This is a genomic window from Paraliobacillus sp. X-1268 (assembly GCF_003426095.1).
GTDB lineage: Bacteria > Bacillota > Bacilli > Bacillales > Amphibacillaceae > Paraliobacillus_A > Paraliobacillus_A zengyii.
This window is the reverse complement of the sequence record NZ_QJSK01000001.1, coordinates 426,725-447,621: the sequence shown is the minus strand read 5'-3', so window position 1 is coordinate 447,621 and position 20,897 is coordinate 426,725. Positions and strand designations below refer to the sequence as shown.

General features: G+C 35.8%; 21 protein-coding genes. All 21 read left to right on the top strand.

The features are described from left to right. The first annotated feature begins 770 nt into the window (after positions 1-770). The 21 genes from rimP to D2K62_RS02215 all read left to right on the top strand — a co-directional run bounded on the left by rimP (position 771) and on the right by D2K62_RS02215 (position 20,792). Positions 771-1,244: a ribosome maturation factor RimP gene (gene rimP / locus D2K62_RS02315; protein ID WP_112180880.1), complete on the top strand. Its 474-nt coding sequence runs from the start codon at positions 771-773 to the stop codon at positions 1,242-1,244. 13 nt (positions 1,245-1,257) lie between these two features. Further along, positions 1,258-2,373: a transcription termination factor NusA gene (gene nusA / locus D2K62_RS02310; protein ID WP_112180881.1), complete on the top strand. Its 1,116-nt coding sequence runs from the start codon at positions 1,258-1,260 to the stop codon at positions 2,371-2,373. 16 nt (positions 2,374-2,389) lie between these two features. Beyond that, positions 2,390-2,671, top strand: coding sequence for an RNase P modulator RnpM (rnpM, locus tag D2K62_RS02305; protein WP_112180882.1), 282 nt, complete (start codon positions 2,390-2,392; stop codon positions 2,669-2,671). Beyond that, a complete protein-coding gene (locus tag D2K62_RS02300; protein WP_112180883.1) occupies positions 2,664-2,984 on the top strand; it encodes a YlxQ family RNA-binding protein in 321 nt (106 codons plus the stop codon). The genes rnpM and D2K62_RS02300 overlap by 8 nt, the downstream gene beginning before the upstream one ends. Positions 2,985-2,988: 4 nt before the next feature. Beyond that, on the top strand, positions 2,989-5,007 hold the full coding sequence (infB, locus tag D2K62_RS02295) for a translation initiation factor IF-2 (protein WP_117160856.1): 2,019 nt from the start codon (positions 2,989-2,991) through the stop codon (positions 5,005-5,007). Further along, complete coding sequence (locus D2K62_RS02290; protein WP_112180885.1) at positions 5,004-5,282, top strand: DUF503 domain-containing protein; 279 nt, start codon at positions 5,004-5,006, stop codon at positions 5,280-5,282. The genes infB and D2K62_RS02290 overlap by 4 nt, the downstream gene beginning before the upstream one ends. 40 nt (positions 5,283-5,322) lie before the next feature. Then, positions 5,323-5,673 carry a 30S ribosome-binding factor RbfA gene (gene rbfA, locus D2K62_RS02285; RefSeq protein WP_112180886.1) on the top strand — a complete coding sequence of 117 codons (351 nt, stop codon included), beginning with the start codon at positions 5,323-5,325 and terminating at the stop codon, positions 5,671-5,673. 103 nt (positions 5,674-5,776) lie between these two features. After that, on the top strand, positions 5,777-6,697 hold the full coding sequence (truB, locus tag D2K62_RS02280; protein ID WP_117160855.1) for a tRNA pseudouridine(55) synthase TruB: 921 nt from the start codon (positions 5,777-5,779) through the stop codon (positions 6,695-6,697). Then, positions 6,694-7,659, top strand: coding sequence for a bifunctional riboflavin kinase/FAD synthetase (locus tag D2K62_RS02275; RefSeq protein ID WP_369974616.1), 966 nt, complete (start codon positions 6,694-6,696; stop codon positions 7,657-7,659). Before truB ends, D2K62_RS02275 begins: the two co-directional genes overlap by 4 nt. A gap of 122 nt (positions 7,660-7,781) precedes the next feature. Further along, positions 7,782-8,051, top strand: coding sequence for a 30S ribosomal protein S15 (gene rpsO / locus D2K62_RS02270; RefSeq protein ID WP_112180888.1), 270 nt, complete (start codon positions 7,782-7,784; stop codon positions 8,049-8,051). A 300-nt stretch (positions 8,052-8,351) separates the two neighbouring features. After that, positions 8,352-10,469 (top strand): polyribonucleotide nucleotidyltransferase, encoded by a 2,118-nt coding sequence (gene pnp / locus D2K62_RS02265; RefSeq protein WP_112180889.1) that lies wholly within the window; start codon positions 8,352-8,354, stop codon positions 10,467-10,469. Between the two features lie 227 nt (positions 10,470-10,696). Then, the gene (locus D2K62_RS02260; RefSeq protein WP_112180890.1) at positions 10,697-11,908 is read left to right on the top strand and encodes a M16 family metallopeptidase; all 1,212 of its coding nucleotides are present in this window, start codon (positions 10,697-10,699) and stop codon (positions 11,906-11,908) included. Positions 11,909-11,969: 61 nt separating this feature from the next. Continuing rightward, on the top strand, positions 11,970-12,215 hold the full coding sequence (locus D2K62_RS02255) for a YlmC/YmxH family sporulation protein (RefSeq protein WP_112180891.1): 246 nt from the start codon (positions 11,970-11,972) through the stop codon (positions 12,213-12,215). A 214-nt stretch (positions 12,216-12,429) separates the two neighbouring features. Continuing rightward, on the top strand, positions 12,430-13,338 hold the full coding sequence (gene dpaA, locus D2K62_RS02250; protein ID WP_112180892.1) for a dipicolinic acid synthetase subunit A: 909 nt from the start codon (positions 12,430-12,432) through the stop codon (positions 13,336-13,338). Beyond that, a complete protein-coding gene (locus D2K62_RS02245) occupies positions 13,332-13,925 on the top strand; it encodes a dipicolinate synthase subunit B (protein WP_112180893.1) in 594 nt (197 codons plus the stop codon). Before dpaA ends, D2K62_RS02245 begins: the two co-directional genes overlap by 7 nt. Positions 13,926-14,019: 94 nt before the next feature. Beyond that, complete coding sequence (gene asd / locus D2K62_RS02240) at positions 14,020-15,066, top strand: aspartate-semialdehyde dehydrogenase (protein WP_112180894.1); 1,047 nt, start codon at positions 14,020-14,022, stop codon at positions 15,064-15,066. Positions 15,067-15,081: 15 nt separating this feature from the next. After that, the gene (dapG, locus tag D2K62_RS02235) at positions 15,082-16,302 is read left to right on the top strand and encodes an aspartate kinase (RefSeq protein ID WP_112180895.1); all 1,221 of its coding nucleotides are present in this window, start codon (positions 15,082-15,084) and stop codon (positions 16,300-16,302) included. 48 nt (positions 16,303-16,350) lie between these two features. Then, a complete protein-coding gene (gene dapA, locus D2K62_RS02230) occupies positions 16,351-17,220 on the top strand; it encodes a 4-hydroxy-tetrahydrodipicolinate synthase (RefSeq protein WP_112180896.1) in 870 nt (289 codons plus the stop codon). Between the two features lie 144 nt (positions 17,221-17,364). Further along, complete coding sequence (locus tag D2K62_RS02225; RefSeq protein WP_112180897.1) at positions 17,365-18,081, top strand: ClpP family protease; 717 nt, start codon at positions 17,365-17,367, stop codon at positions 18,079-18,081. After that, positions 18,078-18,287: a YlzJ-like family protein gene (locus D2K62_RS02220; RefSeq protein WP_112180898.1), complete on the top strand. Its 210-nt coding sequence runs from the start codon at positions 18,078-18,080 to the stop codon at positions 18,285-18,287. Before D2K62_RS02225 ends, D2K62_RS02220 begins: the two co-directional genes overlap by 4 nt. A gap of 198 nt (positions 18,288-18,485) precedes the next feature. Next, positions 18,486-20,792, top strand: a complete 2,307-nt coding sequence (locus tag D2K62_RS02215; protein WP_117160854.1) for an FtsK/SpoIIIE family DNA translocase — start codon at positions 18,486-18,488, stop codon at positions 20,790-20,792. Positions 20,793-20,897: the final 105 nt, after the last annotated feature.

The window sequence follows — 20,897 nt, the reverse complement described above, 5'->3', positions numbered from 1 at the left end:
GGATCAAGCGAAATGGCCGAGACTCCTGCAGGAACAGCACGGGCTGAAGATCCACTTAGTAAAGCGATTTTCGCTTTACTAAGTTAGCTGAAGCCGTGCCTGCGGAAAGGGAGGCTATTTCGCTTGAGGAGCGGGGAATAAGTTCTGTTATATTTCCATATAAATCAAACACGTTACCGCAGAGTCTATGTTAACTCAACTTTATCACCCAGTGAATACGGATTGATGATTGACTGGGCCTAGTTGGTGGAAAGCTTTATAGTACTTGACTGTCTTTTAAATGCCTGCTCCCTTAGAGGTTTCCGTTTATTACGAAACAAACCTCTAAGTCGCATTTTACATCAATTGTGACATTTTAATTGTAATAAAGCATACGAGCGAGCATGAAAAGGGTGTATTTAACTTGTTGTTTTGCGTTTCCTTGCATGAAATTAAGGAATATGGTATAGTAATTTATGGTACGAATTGATACGTTAGTAAGAAAGAGTGGGGGAACCCACTCTTTCTTCACACCTATCATTCTTTTTGATAAATAGAACCTTATTGTTAAAGAGGATGGTATACGTTTTGCATGTATTCTATGTGCAGACATCTTTTGATTTTAGTATGAAGCGTAGTATTCCCTTGCCGTTTTTTGGCAAGGGTTTTATGTTTCTTATATAAGATGCTAATGAAAAAAGACTAAAATGTGTAAACTTTAAAAGTATAACTAAAAACGTAGTAACCTAATGTAATACAGTTTATTTAAAGTGATAAAGGAGGCGAAATGAATGGGAATGAAAGTAACGGAAAAAGCAGAACAACTTCTTGAACCTATCTTAGAAGAAATGAATTTACAACTTGTAGATATTGAGTTTGAAAAAGAAGGAAAAAACTGGTTTCTTCGTATTTTTATTGACAAGCAAGGTGGTATCGACATAGAAGAATGCGGCATCGTATCCGAGAAATTAAGTGAGCAATTAGACGCTGATGATCCAGTTTCAGTACCTTATTATCTAGAGGTTTCATCACCAGGTGCAGAGCGCCCATTGAAAAAACCAAAAGATTACATTGATCATATAGGTCATAACGTATTTCTTACGTTATATGAACCTATCCAAGGCGCTAAATCATTTGAAGGATTGTTAAAAGCTTTTGAAGAGGATATCATTACATTAGAAGTATTAAACAAAACAAGGAAACAAGAAGTGACTATTCCTTATCAAAAAATAGCAAAAGCCCGATTAGCAGTTACATTTAATTAAAGGGGGAGACATAGTGAGTAGTGAGCTTTTTGATGCCATTGATTATTTAGAAAAAGAAAAAGGTATTAATAAAGAAATATTAATGGAAGCGTTAGAGGCGGCGCTTATATCTGCTTATAAGAAGAATTTCAAATCCGCAACAAATGTACGAATCGATTTGAATGAAGACACTGGGAGCATGCATGTTCTTTCTAGAAAAGAAGTTGTCGAAGAAGTAGAGGATAACAACCAAGAAATTAGTCTGGACGAAGCAAAAGGAATTAAACCAGATTATGAAATAGGCGATATAGTAGAACTAGAGGTTACTCCAAGAGATTTTGGACGTATCGCAGCACAAGCAGCGAAACAAGTGGTTACACAGCGTGTTCGTGAAGCGGAACGAGGCGTTATATTTAATGAGTATATTGACCGTGAAGAAGATATTATGAATGGGATTATACAACGCATTGATCCACGTTTTGTTTATGTTAACCTTGGTAAAGTAGAGGCGAAACTGCCTGAGGGCGAACAAATGCCGACAGAGGATTACCATGTGCATGATCGACTTAAAGTGTTTGTAACGAAGGTTGAAAATACGAATAAAGGACCACAAATCTTTGTTTCTAGAACACATCCAGGTCTATTAAAGCGTTTATTTGAAATGGAAGTTCCAGAAATTTACGATGGAACTGTAGAAATACGTTCTGTAGCAAGAGAAGCAGGTGACCGTTCTAAAATATCTGTTTATGCGGCAGATTCTGATATTGATCCTGTTGGCTCTTGTGTTGGTCAACGAGGTCAACGTGTTCAAACAATTGTCAATGAGCTTAAGGGTGAGAAGATTGATATAGTAGAATGGTCAGAAGACCCAATTGTTTATGTGTCTAACGCTTTAAGTCCATCAAAAGTCGTTGATGTTCTTGTGAATGAAAAAGATAAAGCAACGACTGTAATCGTTCCTGATAATCAATTATCGTTAGCTATTGGTAAACGTGGTCAAAATGCACGATTAGCAGCCAAATTGACTGGTTGGAAAATTGATATTAAAAACGAATCAGAAGCGCGTGAAGCAGGTTTAATAACAGAACCTGTTCGAGTACTTGATGAAGAAGCATCATCATTTGATGGAGACGGCGATTTATTTGATTAAGGAGGAGAAATAAGTCATGCCTAAAAAGAATAAAAAGGTTCCTCTTCGCAAATGTATTGTTACACAAGAAATGAAGCCAAAACAAGCATTAATTCGAATTGTTCATAATAAAGATGGTGAAGTGTTTGTTGATCCTTCAGGTAAAAAGAATGGACGAGGAGCATACATTTCTAATAGTTTAGAAGTAGTAGAAAAAGCTGAAAAGTCTAAAGTTTTAGATCGTCATCTACAAACACATGTAGATGAAACGGTGTATCAACAATTAAAGCAAGTGATAGAAGGTAAAGACATTGAGTAAGGGGAAAGAATATCTCAACTTAATTGGTTTAGCTTATCGCGCACGTAAATTGACGTTAGGTGAAGAATTAATTATTAAAGATATCCAAAAACAAAAAGCGAAGCTAGTACTGCTTGCAAGTGATACTGGTCCACAGACAACAAAGAAAATTACGGATAAATGTAATTTTTATGATATTCCAATACGAGTTGTTGATGATCGGGATACCATATCGCATGCAATAGGTAAGTCTGGAAGAGTAGCAATTGCTATTTTAGATGAAGGTTTCGCTTCGAAAATAACCTCGTTACTCGATAAATCTATTCGGGGGTGAATGTATGAGTAAATTACGCGTATATGAATATGCAAAACAAAAGAATGTATCAAGTAAAGAAATTATAAATAAATTAAAAGAAATTGATGTGGAAGTTTCCAATCATATGTCAACTATTTCTGATGATACAACTAAAAAGTTGGATGAAATATTTACAGAAAATGCTACACCAGAAGTTGCTGTAAAAGGTAAAGAGAAAGCAACTAATACTACTAAAAAGGATTCAGGTAATACACAATCTAAGTCAGCTCGTGAGTCCGAAGAAAAGTCTTCTACAAAAATAACGTATACAGATTCATTAACTGTAGGTGAGCTAGCTGAAAAATTAGGTAAGGATGCAACAGATCTAATTAAGAGCCTAATGGCTGCTGGAGTTATGGCTACTAAAAATCAAAGTTTAGATGATGAGACTATAACTATGATGGCTGAAGAGTATGGCGTTGAAGTTGAGAAAGAGACAGAAGTTGATGAAATGGATTTAGATAACTTTATTCAAGAAATCAATCAAGGTGAAGCAATTGAACGTCCAGCTGTAGTTACGATTATGGGACACGTTGATCACGGTAAAACAACTTTACTTGATTCTATTCGCCATACCAAAGTAACAGAAGGAGAAGCTGGCGGTATCACTCAACATATTGGTGCATACCAAATCGAAAGTAATGGTAAATATATTACTTTCTTAGATACACCAGGGCACGCTGCCTTCACAAGTATGCGTTCACGTGGTGCTCAAATAACAGATATTGCGATTCTTGTTGTTGCTGCAGACGATGGTGTTATGCCACAAACAGTTGAAGCAATTAATCATGCAAAGGCTGCTGAGGTTCCAATCATTATTGCAGTAAATAAGATGGATAAAGAAGGCGCTAATCCTGACCGTGTTATGCAAGAATTAACTGAATATGAATTAATCCCTGAAGACTGGGGTGGAAATACAATATTCGTTCAATTATCTGCATTAAAAGGAGAAGGTATTGACGATTTAATCGAAATGATTCAACTAGTTGCAGAAGTTGAAGAATTAAGAGCGAACCCTGATAATCGTGCAATTGGTACTGTTATTGAATCACAATTAGATAAAGGCCGTGGACCGGTAGCAACATTACTTGTGCAAAATGGTACGTTACACGTAGGAGATCCAATAGTTGTTGGAAATACGTTTGGCCGTATTCGCGCAATGGTAAATGATGTAGGTCGTCGTGTTAAAACTGTTGGTCCATCAGCTCCAGTTGAAATAACTGGATTAAATGAGGTGCCATCGGCGGGAGATCATTTTGTTGTCTTTGCAGATGAGAAAAAGGCACGTCAAATTGGTGAAGCACGTCAGCAGAAACAAATTGAAGTAAACCGTGGTGGTGGCGTTAAAGTTAGCTTAGATGATTTATTTGAACAAATTAAGCAAGGCGATATTAAAGATATTAACTTAATTATAAAAGCTGATGTACAAGGTTCACTAGGTGCTTTATCATCTTCTCTAGAAAAGATTGATGTAGAAGGCGTTAAGGTTCACATCATTCATACCGGTGTTGGTGCAATTACAGAATCAGACGTTATTTTAGCATCTGCATCAAATGCTATTGTGATTGGCTTTAATGTACGTCCAGATGTTAATGCTAAAAAAGCAGCCGAATCAGAAAAAGTAGATGTTCGCCTATATCGTGTTATCTATAAAGTTATAGAAGAAATTGAATCTGCAATGAAAGGGATGCTTGATCCAGAATTCGAAGAGAAGGTAATTGGACAAGCGGAAGTTCGTGAAATTTTCAAAGTATCTAAAATTGGTACGATTGCAGGTAGTTACGTAACTGATGGTAAAATCACGCGTGATGCAGGCGTACGCGTAATCCGTGATGGCATTGTTATTTATGAAGGTGAAATTGACACATTGAAAAGATTTAAGGATGATGTCAAGGAAGTTGCGCAAAACTATGAGTGCGGGATAACCGTAGAAAAGTTTAATGATATTAAAGAAGGCGACGTTTTTGAAGCGTATGTCATGGAAGAAATTAAACGCACATGATTCTTTATGCTGAAGTAGAATGTTATATCTATCATGCACATTCATTGAAAGAAAAACGTTCTGTTATTAAAAAGATAACAAAACGGATTCATAATGAGTATAATATTGCAATTAGTGAGATAGATTTTCAAGATCTTTGGCAACGTACTATGTTTGGTTTAGTAACGATCTCTAATGAGAGAGTACAGGCGGAAAGGGTAATCGATCAGGCTTTTAAGTTGATTGATTCTTTTCCGGAAATCGAACGCACAAAAACGCAAAAGGAATGGTTATAAGTTACTGTACACCATTGCTGAATTCTAAGAGGTGAACTTCATGAATCAAATGAGAGCAAATCGCGTTGCAGAACAAATGAAAAAAGAGTTAGGTGACATCCTTAGCAGAAAAATTAAAGACCCACGCGTTGGTTTTGTAACAATAACTGATGTGGAAGTTACTGGTGACCTGCAACAAGCAAAGGTTTATATTTCTGTTCTAGGTGAAGAGAAACAAAAACAAGATACATTAATTGGTTTAGCGAAAGCAAAAGGATTTATTCGTTCTGAAATAGGTACGCGCATTCGTTTACGTAAAACACCAGAATTGTTTTTTGAATTCGATGAAGCTATTGAAAAAGGTAATCGAATTGAACACATCCTACGCGATATAAATGATTCTAATACGTGATATTTACTTCCTAAAACCCTTGTTCTATAATAGTACAAGGGTTTTAGTTTATTTTTAATTACCCCGCTTAAACAAAAAATTAAAGAGATGGTGAATAAAGATTATGAATGGTATTCTGCCACTTTGGAAACCAATAGGGCCTACATCCCATGATTGTGTTATCCAAATGAGAAAGTTATGTCATACCAAAAAAGTTGGTCATACTGGAACGTTGGATCCAGCTGTAGAAGGTGTATTGCCAATTTGTATTGGAGAAGCGACGAAAATTGTTCCATATCTAACGGATACAACAAAGACTTATATTGGTGAAGTAACACTCGGTTACGCAACAGATACAGAAGATCAAACCGGAACTGTTACGGAGGAAAAGTCAGTAGGTGAAACGTTTGATATAAGTACATTAGAAGCTGTTTTAGCAACATTTACAGGTGAAATAAGCCAAGTGGTTCCTTTGTATTCTGCTGTTAGGGTTGATGGTAAGAAATTGTATGAATATGCTAGAATGAATGAACCTGTTATCAGACCAGAACGTGAGGTTACGATTAAATCCATTAAATTATTGGAAGATACAATAAAGGTTGAAGAGAATCTCTTTAGGTTTTCATTTGAAGCAACCTGTTCTAAGGGAACGTATATGCGAACGCTATGTGTAGACATTGGTAAAAAGTTAGGTTATCCTGCTCATATGTCTCGTTTAGTACGTACAGAAACAGGCAATATTACTGCTGCACAGACTTTCACTTTTGAACAACTAAAAGAAAAAAGTGAGCTAGGACAATTAGAAGAAATTTTACTTCCGATGCAGCAAGGTATCCAACACTTAGATGTTTATCACGTAGAAGGGCATTTAGCTAAAAGAGTTTGGCAAGGCCAGAAGTTAGCGTTACCTGATCAAGAAATTAAAACAGACCCGTTTAGAGTGGAATATCAAGATGAACTCTTAGCCATCTATCAGATCCATCCATCAAAAGTAGAAGAAATAAAGCCAGTTCGTGTATTCCGTTACAATCAGGAAAGTAGGTGAAAACCTTGGAAATCATATCGTTACAATATCCACACCAATTTATTCGAACAGAAATGGAAGAAACCGTAGCAGCTATTGGATTCTTCGATGGTATACATAAAGGGCATCAAAATGTTATTGAAACTGCAAAAGAAATTGCAAAAAGGGAAAATAGGAAGAGTGCTGTTATTACATTCTCTCCTCATCCTTCAGTTGTACTAAAAAAACAAAAAAAGCCTATTCACTATCTAACACCATTTACTGAAAAAAAAGCGATTTTAGAAGATATGGGTATTGATGTTTTATATATCATTACCTTTAATAAGGTTTTGTCGCAATTGTCCGCAAGTGAATTTGTTTCAGATTTTATTGTTGGTCTTCATATTAAACACCTTGTAGCTGGGTTTGATTTCACCTATGGTTATATGGGTAAAGGAACAATAACCACATTAAAAGAAGATGCAAAAGGTAAATTTGCTGTTACGACAATTGATAAATTAGAAGATGAAGGCGAGAAAGTTAGCTCAACTTGGATTCGTCAATTGTTAATTGATGGAGAAGTGAAAAAAATAAATGATTTATTAAATAGACCATATCAAACGAGTGGAATAGTCGTACAAGGCGAAAAACGCGGAAGAACAATTGGTTTTCCTACTGCTAATATAGCAGTCGAAGCGGATTATGCACTTCCTAAAGTCGGTGTTTACGCAATACGCGCTTCAATTTCCAATCAGGAAAAAGTTACTGGAATGGCTAATGTAGGATATAAACCAACGTTTCATGAAGACAATCAAATAGACCATCCTACCATTGAAGTACATCTATTTGATTTTGAACAAGATATCTATGGCAAATCAGTGCGTATAGAGTGGATTGACTTTATTAGAGATGAAGTGAAATTTAATGGTGTCGATCAATTGATCGACCAATTAAAGAAAGACGAGCAACAGATTCGACATTTGTTTACTACAATTGATGATTAATACTTGCAATTTATGATAAAAGGATGTAATCTAAATAACGGAAACCTTCCACTTGGCAAATCGATTCTCCGACGTTTGCTAGGGGACAGGGGTTTTACAATTTTTCACAGGAGGTGAACAGGATGGCTATAACACAAGAACGCAAAAATGAACTTATGAATGAGTTCAAAACGCATGATAACGATACCGGATCTCCAGAGGTTCAGATCGCTGTCCTAACAGAAGAAATTACGAACTTGAATGAGCATCTTCGTTTCCACAAGAAAGATCATCACTCACGTCGTGGTTTATTGAAAATGGTTGGTAAGCGTCGTAACTTACTAAATTACTTACGTAATAAAGATGTTGCACGTTACCGTGATTTAATTCAAAAACTTGGATTACGCCGATAATATACGTAAAAGCGGGATTATTCCCGCTTTTTCTGTATGTTTAAAATAATTCGGTTGATCCGATAATGTTTGTAGGAAGTATTTGTTTTGGGTGTATATGTCCTATTATAATCCTTTCGCTCGATTCTGATCAAACAGTTGAAACTATTTTTTCAACTGTTTGATCAGGATGGAGCAACATAATGTAAATGATGCAAAAGGATAGTAAAACAAGAAGTGATACGGATTTATATAGCCCTAATGATGGATATACTACTACAAAGCGTTTTTTTGGTAAATAAGAGAGGGGTACATAAGTAAATGGTAGCAAATAAAAAAGTGTTTTCAACAGAAATATCAGGTAACACGTTCTCTGTAGAAATTGGAGAATTAGCAAAACAGGCAAATGGTGCATGTATGATTCAATATGGAGATACTTCTGTATTATCAACAGCAACTGGTTCTAAAGAGCCAAAAGACTTACCGTTTTTCCCGCTAACTGTAAACTATGAAGAACGTTTATACGCAGTAGGTAAAATTCCTGGAGGTTTTATTAAAAGAGAAGGTAGACCGTCTGAAACAGCTGTTCTTACCTCTCGTTTAATTGACCGTCCAATACGTCCACTATTCCCGGATGGATATCGTAACGATGTTCAAGTAATAAGTATGGTAATGAGTCTAGATCAAAACTGTCCGTCAGATATTGCTGCAATGATTGGTTCATCCATCGCGCTATCTATCTCAGATATACCATTTGATGGTCCAATTGCTGGTGTTATTGTTGGAAGAGTAGACGGTGAATTTGTTATTAATCCTACTACTGAACAACGCGATAAGAGTGACATTGATCTTACGGTTGCTGGAACAAAAGACGCTATTAACATGGTAGAAGCGGGTGCAGATGAAGTACCAGAAGATGTTATGCTTGAGGCTATAATGTTTGGACATGAAGAGATTAAGCGTTTAGTTGCTTTTCAAGAAGAAATTATTGCTGAAGTCTCTAAAGAAAAAATGAATATTACATTATTCGAACTAGATAAAGAATTGACTGTTGAAGTGGAAGAAAAAGTTAAAACGACTTTAGTAACAGCAATTCAAGTACAGGAAAAGCATGCGCGTGAAGATGCAATTGAAAAAGTAAAGAAAGATTTGCTTGCAGAATATGAAGAAAAAGAAGCAGATGATAAAACAATTAAACATGTAAAAGGAATTCTAGATAAGATTGTTAAGGAAGAAGTTCGTCGTTTAATTACGAAAGAAAAAGTTAGACCAGATGGTCGTAAAATTGATGAAATACGTTCTTTATCATCTCGTATTAGTGTGCTTCCAAGAACACACGGATCTGGTTTGTTCACACGTGGACAAACACAAGCGTTAAGCATATGTACGCTTGGTGCTCTAGGTGATGTGCAAATTTTAGATGGTATTGGATTAGAAGAATCAAAACGCTTCATGCATCATTATAACTTCCCATTGTTTAGTGTCGGGGAGACTGGTCCAATTAGAGGACCAGGTCGTCGTGAAATTGGACATGGTGCATTAGGAGAGCGCGCACTAGAAAAAGTGTTGCCTACTGAGAAAGACTTCCCGTATACTATTCGTCTTGTATCAGAAGTGTTAGAATCAAACGGATCGACTTCGCAAGCAAGTATTTGTGCTAGTACTTTAGCAATGATGGATGCAGGTGTGCCAATTAAAGCACCAGTTGCTGGTATTGCTATGGGACTAATTAAATCAGGTGATGATTATACGATTTTAAGTGATATTCAAGGTATGGAAGATCACTTAGGAGATATGGACTTTAAAGTTGCAGGAACTGCTAAAGGTGTTACTGCTCTTCAAATGGATATAAAAATTGATGGTTTATCACGTGATATTTTAGAAGAAGCACTTACGCAAGCCAAAAAAGGTCGTATGCATATTTTAGAGCATATGCTTGAAACGATTAACGAACCAAAAGAAGAACTATCCACATATGCTCCGAAAATCTTAACGATGTCAATTCATCCTGATAAGATTCGCGATGTAATTGGACCAAGTGGTAAACAAATCAATAAAATCATTGAAGAAACAGGCGTAAAAATAGATATTGAGCAAGATGGTGGAGTATTCATTTCATCTATCAATAATGAAATGAATCAAAAAGCGAAACAAATTATTGAAGATATTGTACGTGAAGTGCAAGTTGGTGAAATGTATCTTGCTACAGTTAAACGAATTGAAAAATTTGGTGCGTTTGTTGAATTGTTCAAAGGTAAAGAAGGACTTGTACACATTTCAGAAATGGCAGCTGAACGTATTAATAAAGTAGAAGATGTTGCTTCTATAGGGGATCAAATGATGGTTAAAGTAAAAGAAGTTGATCGTCAAGGTCGTATTAATTTGTCACGCAAAGCCGTTTTAGCTGAAGAAAAAGAGAAAGAAGCAGAAAGTAAATAAACTTACCACTGAAAAGAAACTGGTTTACCAGTTTCTTTTTCTTACATATATAGTCGTTTCATAATAAACGATAATCTTATAGTAAACTGGCTTTTTAAAAGACTGTCGAGTAATATGATAGAAATACTTCAAACTTAAAACAGTCAACGAATTGCACTTATTTTTTGTGCGAAAGTTGCGTTATATATTAGTAGAAACTAATGGTTAAAAAATAGGAGGGCATCCAGATGCTTCAGAAACATACTTCCAGAAATGGATTACGTATTGTATTGGAAAATATACCGAGTGTTAGATCAGTAACAATAGGAGTTTGGGTTCGTACGGGTTCAAGAGATGAAACGCTAGACAATAATGGGATTTCACACTTTTTAGAGCATATGTTTTTTAAGGGAACAAAAAAGAGAACTGCCAAAGAGATTGCTGAAGAGTTTGATGCGATTGGTGGTCAAGTAAATGCTTTTACTTCAAAAGAGTATACTTGTTACTATGCTAAAGTCCTTGATACACATAAAGACTTCGCCTTAGAGATGCTAACAGATATGTTCTTTAATTCAAAATTTGCTCAAGAAGAAATCGATAAAGAAAAAAATGTAGTATTAGAAGAAATAAAGATGTCAGAGGATACACCAGATGACATTGTTCATGACTTATTAGCAGAAGCCTCTTATGGGGGACATCCATTAGGATTTCCAATCTTAGGAATAGAGGAAAGGTTAAATGCTTTTACATCTGAGGATTTACACCAGTACAAACTGGAACATTATCGACCAGATAATATAGTAGTATCTGTAGCAGGAAATGTCGACACATCTTTTATTGATAAAATTGAAACGTCTTTTGATCAATTTACACAAACTAGCAAAGTTAGTACTTTTGAGAAATCAATTTTCACTCCAAAACAATTAACACGTCAAAAAGAAACAGAACAAGCACATCTATGCTTAGGATATCAAGGGTTGCCAATTGATGCTGCGAATATATTTAGCTTAGTCATTGTTAATAATGTACTTGGTGGTAGCATGAGTTCAAGACTGTTTCAAGAAATTAGAGAAAACCGTGGATTAGCCTATTCTGTATTTTCTTATCACAGTTCGTTTCTTGATGATGGATTATTAACAATCTATGCGGGAACAGGTGCAGAATATCTTCCCGTTCTTAAAGAGACAATACATCAAACAATTGCAGAATTAATGGAGCACGGATTAACAGATAAAGAATTACGTAATAGTAAAGAACAATTAAAAGGGAATCTTGTACTAGGTCTAGAAAGTACGAATAGTCGCATGAGTCGTAATGGTAAAAACGAGTTACTTATGGGTAGGCATCGTAGTTTGGATGAATTAATTACTGAAATCGATGCGGTAAGTATGGAGTCAACGAATGAATTAATTCAACAAATATTTAAGCAAGATTATGCAAGTGCATTAATTTCTTCGTAAAAAGAGAATAGACTTGTTCACCTTCTCATACTTTTTATAAAGATGAGAAGGAGGAAGTAGAATGCGTTATAAGACATTAAGCGGCAAAGAAATTGTTGATCTTTATAGTGGCTCGAGATTAGGTGTTCTAGGCCAAACAGATATTGAATTAGATGAAAAAACTGGTCAAATTACGGCCTTCATCATTCCAAATTATAGTTGGTTAGGTATGAAAAAAGAAGGGGAAAATTTGCGGATAAATTGGTCGGATATTCAGAAAATAGGCGAGGATATGATAATGGTTAATCGCCTTCCTCCTACTAAATAGTAGAGCCACCCTATAACTATCATGATTTTAAAATTGAGCTAATTGACAAGATGTAAGTAGAATCTGTCGATTAGCTTTTTTTATCTAGATTATTGTCTTATTTAATCTGCATCGTAGTTAAAACCTTCACTTTACTCCCATAAATTCATATGATATTAAGAAAATTTATAAAACAGAATAGAAGTGCAATACAGTTTGTGAAAGAGGTGGAAGTATGGATTCAACCATCCGTATAGCAATCTTAGGTGGAGATGCCCGTTATCTTGAAATGATTAAAAAACTTTCTGAAAATGACAACTTAAAAATGGAGTTAGTTGGCTTTGATCAATTGAATCAAGGTTTTACAGGTATTAAACAAACAGACTTTGATGAATTAGAAGTAAGTTCACTTGATGTGATTATCTTGCCGATACCTGGTATTGATGAAGAAGGTAATATAGACGCTATATTTTCAAACAAAAAAATACAGCTCACAGAAGAATGGTTTGGTACAGTAGCAAAAGACTGTTTACTATTCACCGGCATAACAACACCTTATTTAAGTAAATGTGTTAAAAACGCAGGTCTAACACTTATTCCGTTAATGGATCGAGATGATGTTGCAATTTATAATTCTATCCCAACTACAGAAGGTACAATTATGCTCGCCATTCAGCATACGAACTTTACGATTCATAGTGCTCGGATCGTAGTTTTAGGAATGGGAAGAGTTGGATTAAGTGTAGCAAGTAAATTTGCTGGATTAGGAGCAAATGTAGTGGTTGGTACGAGAAAAGATGTAGATGTAGCGCGAGCTTTTGAGATGGGGATGCAAGGTTTTCACATGGAAGAGTTACCTGCATATACTGGGCAGTGTGATATTTTAATCAACACGATTCCAAGTAAAGTTGTTACTGAATCAGCGTTAAAATTAATGAAATCAAATGCATTAATCATTGATTTAGCGTCTAAGCCAGGTGGAGTTGATTTTGTTTATGCAAAAAAGAGAGGGATTACAGCTATACATGCACTTGGGTTACCGGGGATGGTGGCGCCAAAAACAGCGGGAGAAATTTTAGGAAATGTTATTAATCAACTCATCTGTACACAGATGAAAGAAAGCGGGGAGAAGCGACAGTGTTAAAAGGGAAAAAAATCGGTTTTGGTATAACAGGCTCACATTGTACGTACGCAGCGGTATTTCCAGAAATGCAAAAACTAATGGATTTAGGTGCAGAGTTGGTTCCGGTCATTTCGAATACCGTTCAACAAACAGATACAAGATTTGGTAAGGCGGAAGATCATATTAAGACAATCACAGAAATAACAGGTCGAAAACCAATTGGTTCAATTGTCGATGCTGAACCACTTGGACCAGTTGAACCACTAGACTGCATGGTGATAGCGCCTTTAACTGGTAATTCAATGAGTCGATTAGCAAACGGTATTTCGGACTCGGCTGTACTAATGGCAGCAAAAGCAACGATGCGCAACGGTAATCCAGTTGTTTTAGGAATTGCGACAAACGATGCATTAGGATTAAATGGCGTGAATTTGATGCGTTTAATGGCCACTAAATTAATCTATTTTGTTCCTTATGGTCAAGATGATTATATTAAAAAACCAAATTCACTAGTTGCAGATATGACTCTATTATCCCCTACTATATCAAGTGCTTTATCCCACGAACAAATACAGCCGATTTTAATTCCAAAGATGGATAAAGAATAATATAGCGTTGAAATACCCTTTCCTTAACAGAGTATGTTAAAATAGAGATTACAAATTTAATCAATTCATTGATAATTAAGGAAGGGGATTTATTATGTCAGAAATTAGAGGTTACCATGTTGCAGTTGTTGGTGCTACTGGAGCTGTAGGACAAAAAATACTAGAAACACTAGAGAAAAAGAATTTTCCAATTGGACAGTTAACATTATTATCTTCTCCACGTTCAGCTGGAACTAAAATAAAATTCAAGAATGAAACGTTTACTGTTCAAGAAGCTACACCTGAAAGCTTTGAAGGAGTTAACATTGCATTATTCTCTGCTGGTGGTTCTGTATCTAAAGCTTTAGCACATGAAGCGGTAGCTCGTGGTGCAGTAGTAGTAGACAATACAAGCGCTTTTAGAATGGATGAAAATGTTCCTTTAGTTGTACCAGAAGTAAATGAATCTGATATCGAAAAACATAATGGCATTATTGCCAATCCAAACTGTTCAACGATTCAAATGGTTGCTGCGCTTAAACCAATAGAAGACGCATTTGGACTAAATCGTGTAATAGTATCTACTTATCAAGCTGTTTCAGGTGCAGGTGCAAAAGCGGTTGAAGAATTAAGAGAGCAATCGCAAGCCTTTTTGAATGGAGAAGAACTTTCTCCTGAATTATTACCTGTTAAAGGTGAAAAAAAGCATTATCCAATAGCTTTTAATGCATTACCACAAATTGATGTTTTTCAAGAAAATGGCTATACTTTTGAAGAAATGAAAATGATTAATGAAACGAAAAAAATCCTACACGCTTCGGATTTAGCTGTTGCAGCTACTTGTGTACGTTTACCATTTTTTACATCACATGCAGAAAGTGTATATGTTGAAATTAATGATGAGAACGTATCAGTTCAAGCTATTCAAGAAGTTTTAGCAAATGCACCTGGTATTGTTTTAGAAGATGATCCATCAAATCAGGTCTATCCAACACCACTAAATGCAGTAGGTAAAGGCGACGTTTTTGTAGGTAGAGTAAGAAAAGACCTCGACGAACCTAAAGGCTTCCACTTATGGGTTGTCTCAGATAATTTACTAAAGGGTGCTGCATGGAATTCTGTGCAAATCGCTGAATCATTAATTAAAAATAATTGGCTATAATTTAGAGGTGTCAACATGGAGATTTTAGTGCAAAAATTTGGCGGGACTTCTGTACAAAGTAAGACCACACGAAGTAACGCGATTAAGCATATAAAAACAGCTATTGATGAGGGGTACAAAGTGGTTGTTGTAGTTTCTGCAATAGGCCGCTATCCTGATCCATATGCAACAGATTCATTATTGGGATTAGTTGGTTTTCCTAATATGCATATTAGTAATAGAGAACAAGATTTACTCATGTCTTGTGGTGAAATAATCTCTTCTGTCGTTTTCTCTAATGAATTAAAAGAAAATGGCGTAACTTCGACTGCATTAACAGGAGGGCAAGCTGGTTTTATAACGAATCAAGACTTTACGTCTGCAAAAATAAAGGCAATGGAAGTAGAACGGATTCATCATGAATTAAAAGAACATCAAGTTGTTGTCGTCGCAGGTTTTCAAGGGAAGTCAGCTACTAATGAAATAACTACACTAGGACGCGGTGGAAGCGATACGTCAGCTGCTGCATTAGGTGCAGCGTTAGACGCCACATATATTGATATTTTTACTGATGTAGATGGCATAATGACAGCTGATCCAAGGTTAGTTAAAAATGCCCGAACATTAGACGTGGTCACATATAATGAAATTTGTAATTTAGCTTATCAAGGTGCAAAGGTCATTCATCCACGAGCAGTTGAAATAGCTATGCAAGCGAAAATCCCAATGCGAGTAAGATCAACAGCTTCTACTGAAATCGGTACATTAGTTACTGATTCAATCGATTCAGTAAAGGGTAAAGATATACCAGATCGCATTGTTACTGGAATTGCGAATATGTCTAATATTACGCAAATAAAGGTATTAACGAATGAAAATGTGGATCAATTACATTCAGATGTTTTTAAAGCAATGGCGGAAGCGGGTATTTCGGTTGATTTTATAAATATTTCACCAAATGGTGTTGTCTATACAATTCCAGAGGTGTTTACTGCAAAAGCAATTGATATATTACAAGCACTACATTATCAACCTGAAACAGTTTCTAACTGTGCAAAAGTCTCATTAGTTGGGGCTGGTATGACTGGAGTTCCAGGGGTAACGGCCAAAATAGTGCAAACACTAACAAATGAAGGGATTCAAATCCTTCAATCTGCAGACAGTCATACAACGATATGGGTGCTGATTCACCATGATGATCTTATCCCAGCTGTAAATGCATTGCATGAAACGTTTGAATTAAATAGAAAAATCTAAACATCTAGGGAATGGATGGATCAAGATGGATGAAGGGAGACGCAACCTATCGTGAACTTTGGAAAATTATTGACAGCAATGGTTACGCCATTTGACTCTTTAGATCGAGTGGATATGAATAAAGTGGAGCATTTAATTGAACATTTAATTACGCATCAAACAGATGGTTTAGTTGTGGCAGGTACTACAGGAGAATCACCTACACTTTCCACGAAGGAAAAAATCGGGCTATTTGAACAGACAGTTAAAGTAGTAAACGGTCGAATACCTATTATTGCTGGAACCGGTTCGAATAACACAAAAGAGACAATAGAATTAACAAAGCATGCAGAAAAGGCGAATGTTGATGCAATTTTGCTCGTAACACCTTATTATAATAAGCCGAATCAAGCAGGATTATATGAACATTTTCGAACAGTTGCAGAGTCTACGAGTCTCCCGGTGATGTTATATAATATTCCCGGTAGAACAATGGTTCATTTAACTGTCGACACAATTGTTGCGCTATCGCAAATTGATAATATTGTAGCGGTTAAAGAATCAAGTGGTAATTTAGATGCAATTTCTCAAATCATTGAACAAACCGATGATCAATTCTTTGTATACAGTGGCGATGATAGTTTAACGCTACCATTACAAGCAATTGGTGCTGACGGGGTGGTTTCCGTTGCATCTCATATTATTGGAGATGAAATGAAACAAATGCTTAATTATTTTGAACAGGGAAATGTTAAAGAAGCGGCCAGGATTCACCGTCAGTTATTACCTATTATGAGAGGGTTGTTTATGGCGCCATCTCCAGCTCCTGTTAAAGCAGCCTTACGTTTAAAGGGGATAGATACAGGTGATGTTCGTTTGCCGTTAGTAAATTTATCTGAAATTGAAGAGCAACTAGTGTATGATCTAATCAAAAACTAATTAAAGTCATGTGTAGTTTAAACAACCTCTGCTTAAATAAGCAGAGGTTGTTTTTTGTTTGCACTCCTTTTTAATCTAAAAATGGTATGTTCTTTTTTTGATTCGTTCATACTAATGAAGATAGATTCGAAAGGAGATTTTTTGATGTCTAAAGACGGGAATGAACAAGAAGAAGGAAAACACTCATCATCATTAGTCGATAAAATTCAGCAATTAGGTCAATCCACTGTTCCAACGGCACCTGATTCTAATATTCATGTTTTGTCGATTATCGGTCAAGTTGAGGGGCATGTACAGTTACCTCCACAAAACAAGACGACTAAATATGAACATTTATTGCCGCAGCTTATTGCTATTGAACAGAATCCGAAAATTGAAGGGCTTATTATCTTATTGAATACGGTAGGTGGAGATGTTGAAGCAGGATTAGCTCTCTCAGAAATGATTGCCTCTTTGTCTAAACCAACTGTATCCATTATTCTAGGCGGCGGTCACTCTATTGGTGTACCTATTGCTGTTGCAACAGATTACACGTATGTCGTTCCTTCTGCAACAATGACAATCCATCCAATTAGGTTAAATGGCTTGGTTATCGGTGTGCCACAAACTTTTGAATATATGGATAAGATGCAAGAGCGTGTTATTCATTTTGTAACGTCTCATTCCAACATATCAGAGGAAAAGTTCAAATCTTTAATGTTTGAAAAGGGTAATTTAACACGAGATATTGGTACAAATGTTGTAGGTGCTGACGCAGTAGAATATGGATTAATTGATGCCGTTGGTGGTGTAAAGGAAGCAATGCAAACATTAAATAAGATGATTGATGATAGAAAGGAAAGTGGGGGTGTGATGCAATGACCTTATATACGCCACTAAGTGATCACGACATATTTCCCACAGACCAATCATTATTTCAAATACGTCAAGTTGTAACTAGTAATAATCAAATGATGCTAGTTGATAGTTTGGATAACGGTAAATATCGTATTGTTCAGCTACTGTCGACAGATCCACAAGATTATTTATCCCCTTCACTTACTCCAGGGGAGATTATTGGTGAATAATAAATATAAATGATGAGTTATATAAGATTTTCACGAAGGAAAAGTCTACAGATAAAAATAGATATGCTATAATAGTGATAGCGAAGAATAGGATTTGTATGAAGAATAAATAAAGATAAACCCTTGTCAAACGGACAAGGGTTTATCTCATCATAATAGTGGGAGAAAGAATTTTGATAGAATACAGGGGTGGGGAATTTGGCTAAGGCTAAAAAGAAAAAGAGAGGGAATCAAAAAAAAGTACAACAACAATTAAAATATGAACTATTAGGCATTCTATTTATTTTTCTAGCTGTTTTTGGAAGTGGTGCAAGTGCGATTAGTGAAGGAGCAATACCAACTGGATTAGAGAACTTTTTTCGTTTATTATTCGGTGTGTGGTATATGATCGCCTCACTTGTATTGTTGAGTGTCGGTATTTATATGATTATAAAAAGACAATTACCAAATTTAATTAATCGACGCATGGTAGGTTTAGGGATTATTTTTTTAGGTGTTTTATTACTAACACATATTGATTCATTTGAAAGCTTGTTACAACAACAACCAGGTGGGTCTGTGTTGGCAATGACATGGTCAAACTACTTTTCATACTTAGACGGGAATCTTACTTCTTATTATTTAGGTGGCGGAATGATAGGGGCAATTTTATTTGCTTTTTGTTATGTACTATTTTCAGCTACAGGTGCACAAATTGTTGCGGTCTTTTCCATTATTATTGGTATCGTTTTTGTTACAGACTTTTCAATCGGCAACTTTTTGGCTGTTAATGGTAGTAAAATAAAAGCTGTAACACAAAGTGGACGAAAAAACTGGACAGAAAAGCGTCAAGCTAAAAAAGATAGTAAAAAAATGGAGCAAGAATACGATCGAGAAGAACTACTAACGAATACATCTGATACAGTAGTAGATGAGGTAACAGATTATCCGGTAATTGAAGAATTTACAGATATCTCATATGCTACTAAAAATGTGTCAAATGAGATGGATACAAAAGATCAACCAGAGAATAAAAAAGAAGAAAAAGAAACAGAGATTGAAATAATCGAACCATTACCAATGACAGAAATGGAAAATGCGTCCTATTTATTGCCACCTTTAAAATTGTTAAAAGAACCTGTTAAACATCAACAACAAGCAGAAAAAGGTGCAATTCAGGCAACTGTTCGTAAATTAGAGAGTACATTTGTTAGCTTTGGTGTAAAAGCAAAAGTTACCAAAGTTCATGTTGGACCTGCTGTTACAAAGTATGAAGTCTATCCAGAGGCTGGTGTGAAGGTGAGTAAAATTGTAAATCTTCATGATGATCTTGCGCTTGCATTAGCCGCAAAGGATATTCGAATAGAAGCACCAATTCCAGGAAAATCTGCAGTTGGAATTGAAGTTCCAAATAAGGAAGTCGCTGCTGTATCTCTTCGTGAGGTTTTAGATACGAAACAAGCAATGAATGGGAATATTCTATCTTTTGTACTTGGACGAGATATTTCAGGCGAAGCAATTGTTGCTGAATTGAATCGTATGCCGCACTTACTAGTTGCAGGTGCAACCGGAAGTGGTAAAAGTGTCTGTATCAACGGTATTATAACTAGTATATTGATGCGAGCTAAACCACATGAAGTGAAAATGATGATGATTGATCCTAAGAAAGTAGAATTAAATATTTATAATGGAATTCCTCATTTGCTTGCACCTGTAGTTACGGATCCAAAGAAGGCATCTAGAGCACTTAAGAAGGTTGTAGCTGAAATGGAGCGCCGCTATGAATTGTTTTCAGATACTGGAAGCCGTAATATTGAAGGGTATAATGAGTACGTTAAACGATATAATAGCGAAGAAGAAGATCAACAACCTTTGTTACCTTATATTGTTGTTATCGTTGATGAATTAGCTGACTTGATGATGGTTGCTTCAAGTGATGTTGAAGATGCAATTACAAGATTAGCACAAATGGCCCGAGCAGCTGGTATACATTTAATAATAGCGACACAGCGTCCTTCTGTTGATGTTATAACTGGCGTAATAAAAGCGAACATTCCTTCTCGAATAGCTTTTAGTGTGTCATCTTCAACCGATTCAAGAACTATTTTAGATTCTGGGGGAGCGGAAAAATTATTAGGCCGAGGAGATATGTTGTTTACACCAGTAGGATCATCTAAACCTACCCGAATTCAAGGGGCATTCTTATCTGATGAGGAAGTGGAAAGTATCGTTGACCATTGTATTGAACAACAAAAAGCACAATATCAAGATGAAATGATTCCAGAGGAGGAATCTGAGGTAAAACATGACGAAAAGCAAGATGATTTGTTTGATGATGCCGTTAAATTAATTGTGGAAATGCAGAGTGCTAGTGTTTCCATGTTGCAAAGAAGATTTAGAGTAGGCTATACACGCGCAGCTAGATTAATAGATGCAATGGAAGCAAGGGGAATTGTTGGTCCTTATGAAGGATCAAAACCTAGAACTGTATTAATTTCAGAATATCCAGAACAAAAAACTTCTTAATAAATACAAAAATAGGTATATTTTAAACAAATTGGTTATTAAGTAAATTATTAGACCAAACATTGTTAGATAATCTAACAATGTTTGGGAACTTTTTGATATTTT

Coding starts and splice junctions, on each gene's coding strand:
- rimP (WP_112180880.1), top strand. CDS start 771: ATGGGAATGAAAGTAACGGAAAAAGCAGAACAACTTCTTGAACCTATC.
- pnp (WP_112180889.1), top strand. CDS start 8,352: ATGGTAGCAAATAAAAAAGTGTTTTCAACAGAAATATCAGGTAACACG.
- rnpM (WP_112180882.1), top strand. CDS start 2,390: ATGCCTAAAAAGAATAAAAAGGTTCCTCTTCGCAAATGTATTGTTACA.
- asd (WP_112180894.1), top strand. CDS start 14,020: ATGTCAGAAATTAGAGGTTACCATGTTGCAGTTGTTGGTGCTACTGGA.
- dpaA (WP_112180892.1), top strand. CDS start 12,430: ATGGATTCAACCATCCGTATAGCAATCTTAGGTGGAGATGCCCGTTAT.
- D2K62_RS02290 (WP_112180885.1), top strand. CDS start 5,004: ATGATTCTTTATGCTGAAGTAGAATGTTATATCTATCATGCACATTCA.
- D2K62_RS02220 (WP_112180898.1), top strand. CDS start 18,078: ATGACCTTATATACGCCACTAAGTGATCACGACATATTTCCCACAGAC.
- D2K62_RS02255 (WP_112180891.1), top strand. CDS start 11,970: ATGCGTTATAAGACATTAAGCGGCAAAGAAATTGTTGATCTTTATAGT.
- rpsO (WP_112180888.1), top strand. CDS start 7,782: ATGGCTATAACACAAGAACGCAAAAATGAACTTATGAATGAGTTCAAA.
- D2K62_RS02260 (WP_112180890.1), top strand. CDS start 10,697: ATGCTTCAGAAACATACTTCCAGAAATGGATTACGTATTGTATTGGAA.
- dapG (WP_112180895.1), top strand. CDS start 15,082: ATGGAGATTTTAGTGCAAAAATTTGGCGGGACTTCTGTACAAAGTAAG.
- truB (WP_117160855.1), top strand. CDS start 5,777: ATGAATGGTATTCTGCCACTTTGGAAACCAATAGGGCCTACATCCCAT.
- infB (WP_117160856.1), top strand. CDS start 2,989: ATGAGTAAATTACGCGTATATGAATATGCAAAACAAAAGAATGTATCA.
- rbfA (WP_112180886.1), top strand. CDS start 5,323: ATGAATCAAATGAGAGCAAATCGCGTTGCAGAACAAATGAAAAAAGAG.
- D2K62_RS02225 (WP_112180897.1), top strand. CDS start 17,365: ATGTCTAAAGACGGGAATGAACAAGAAGAAGGAAAACACTCATCATCA.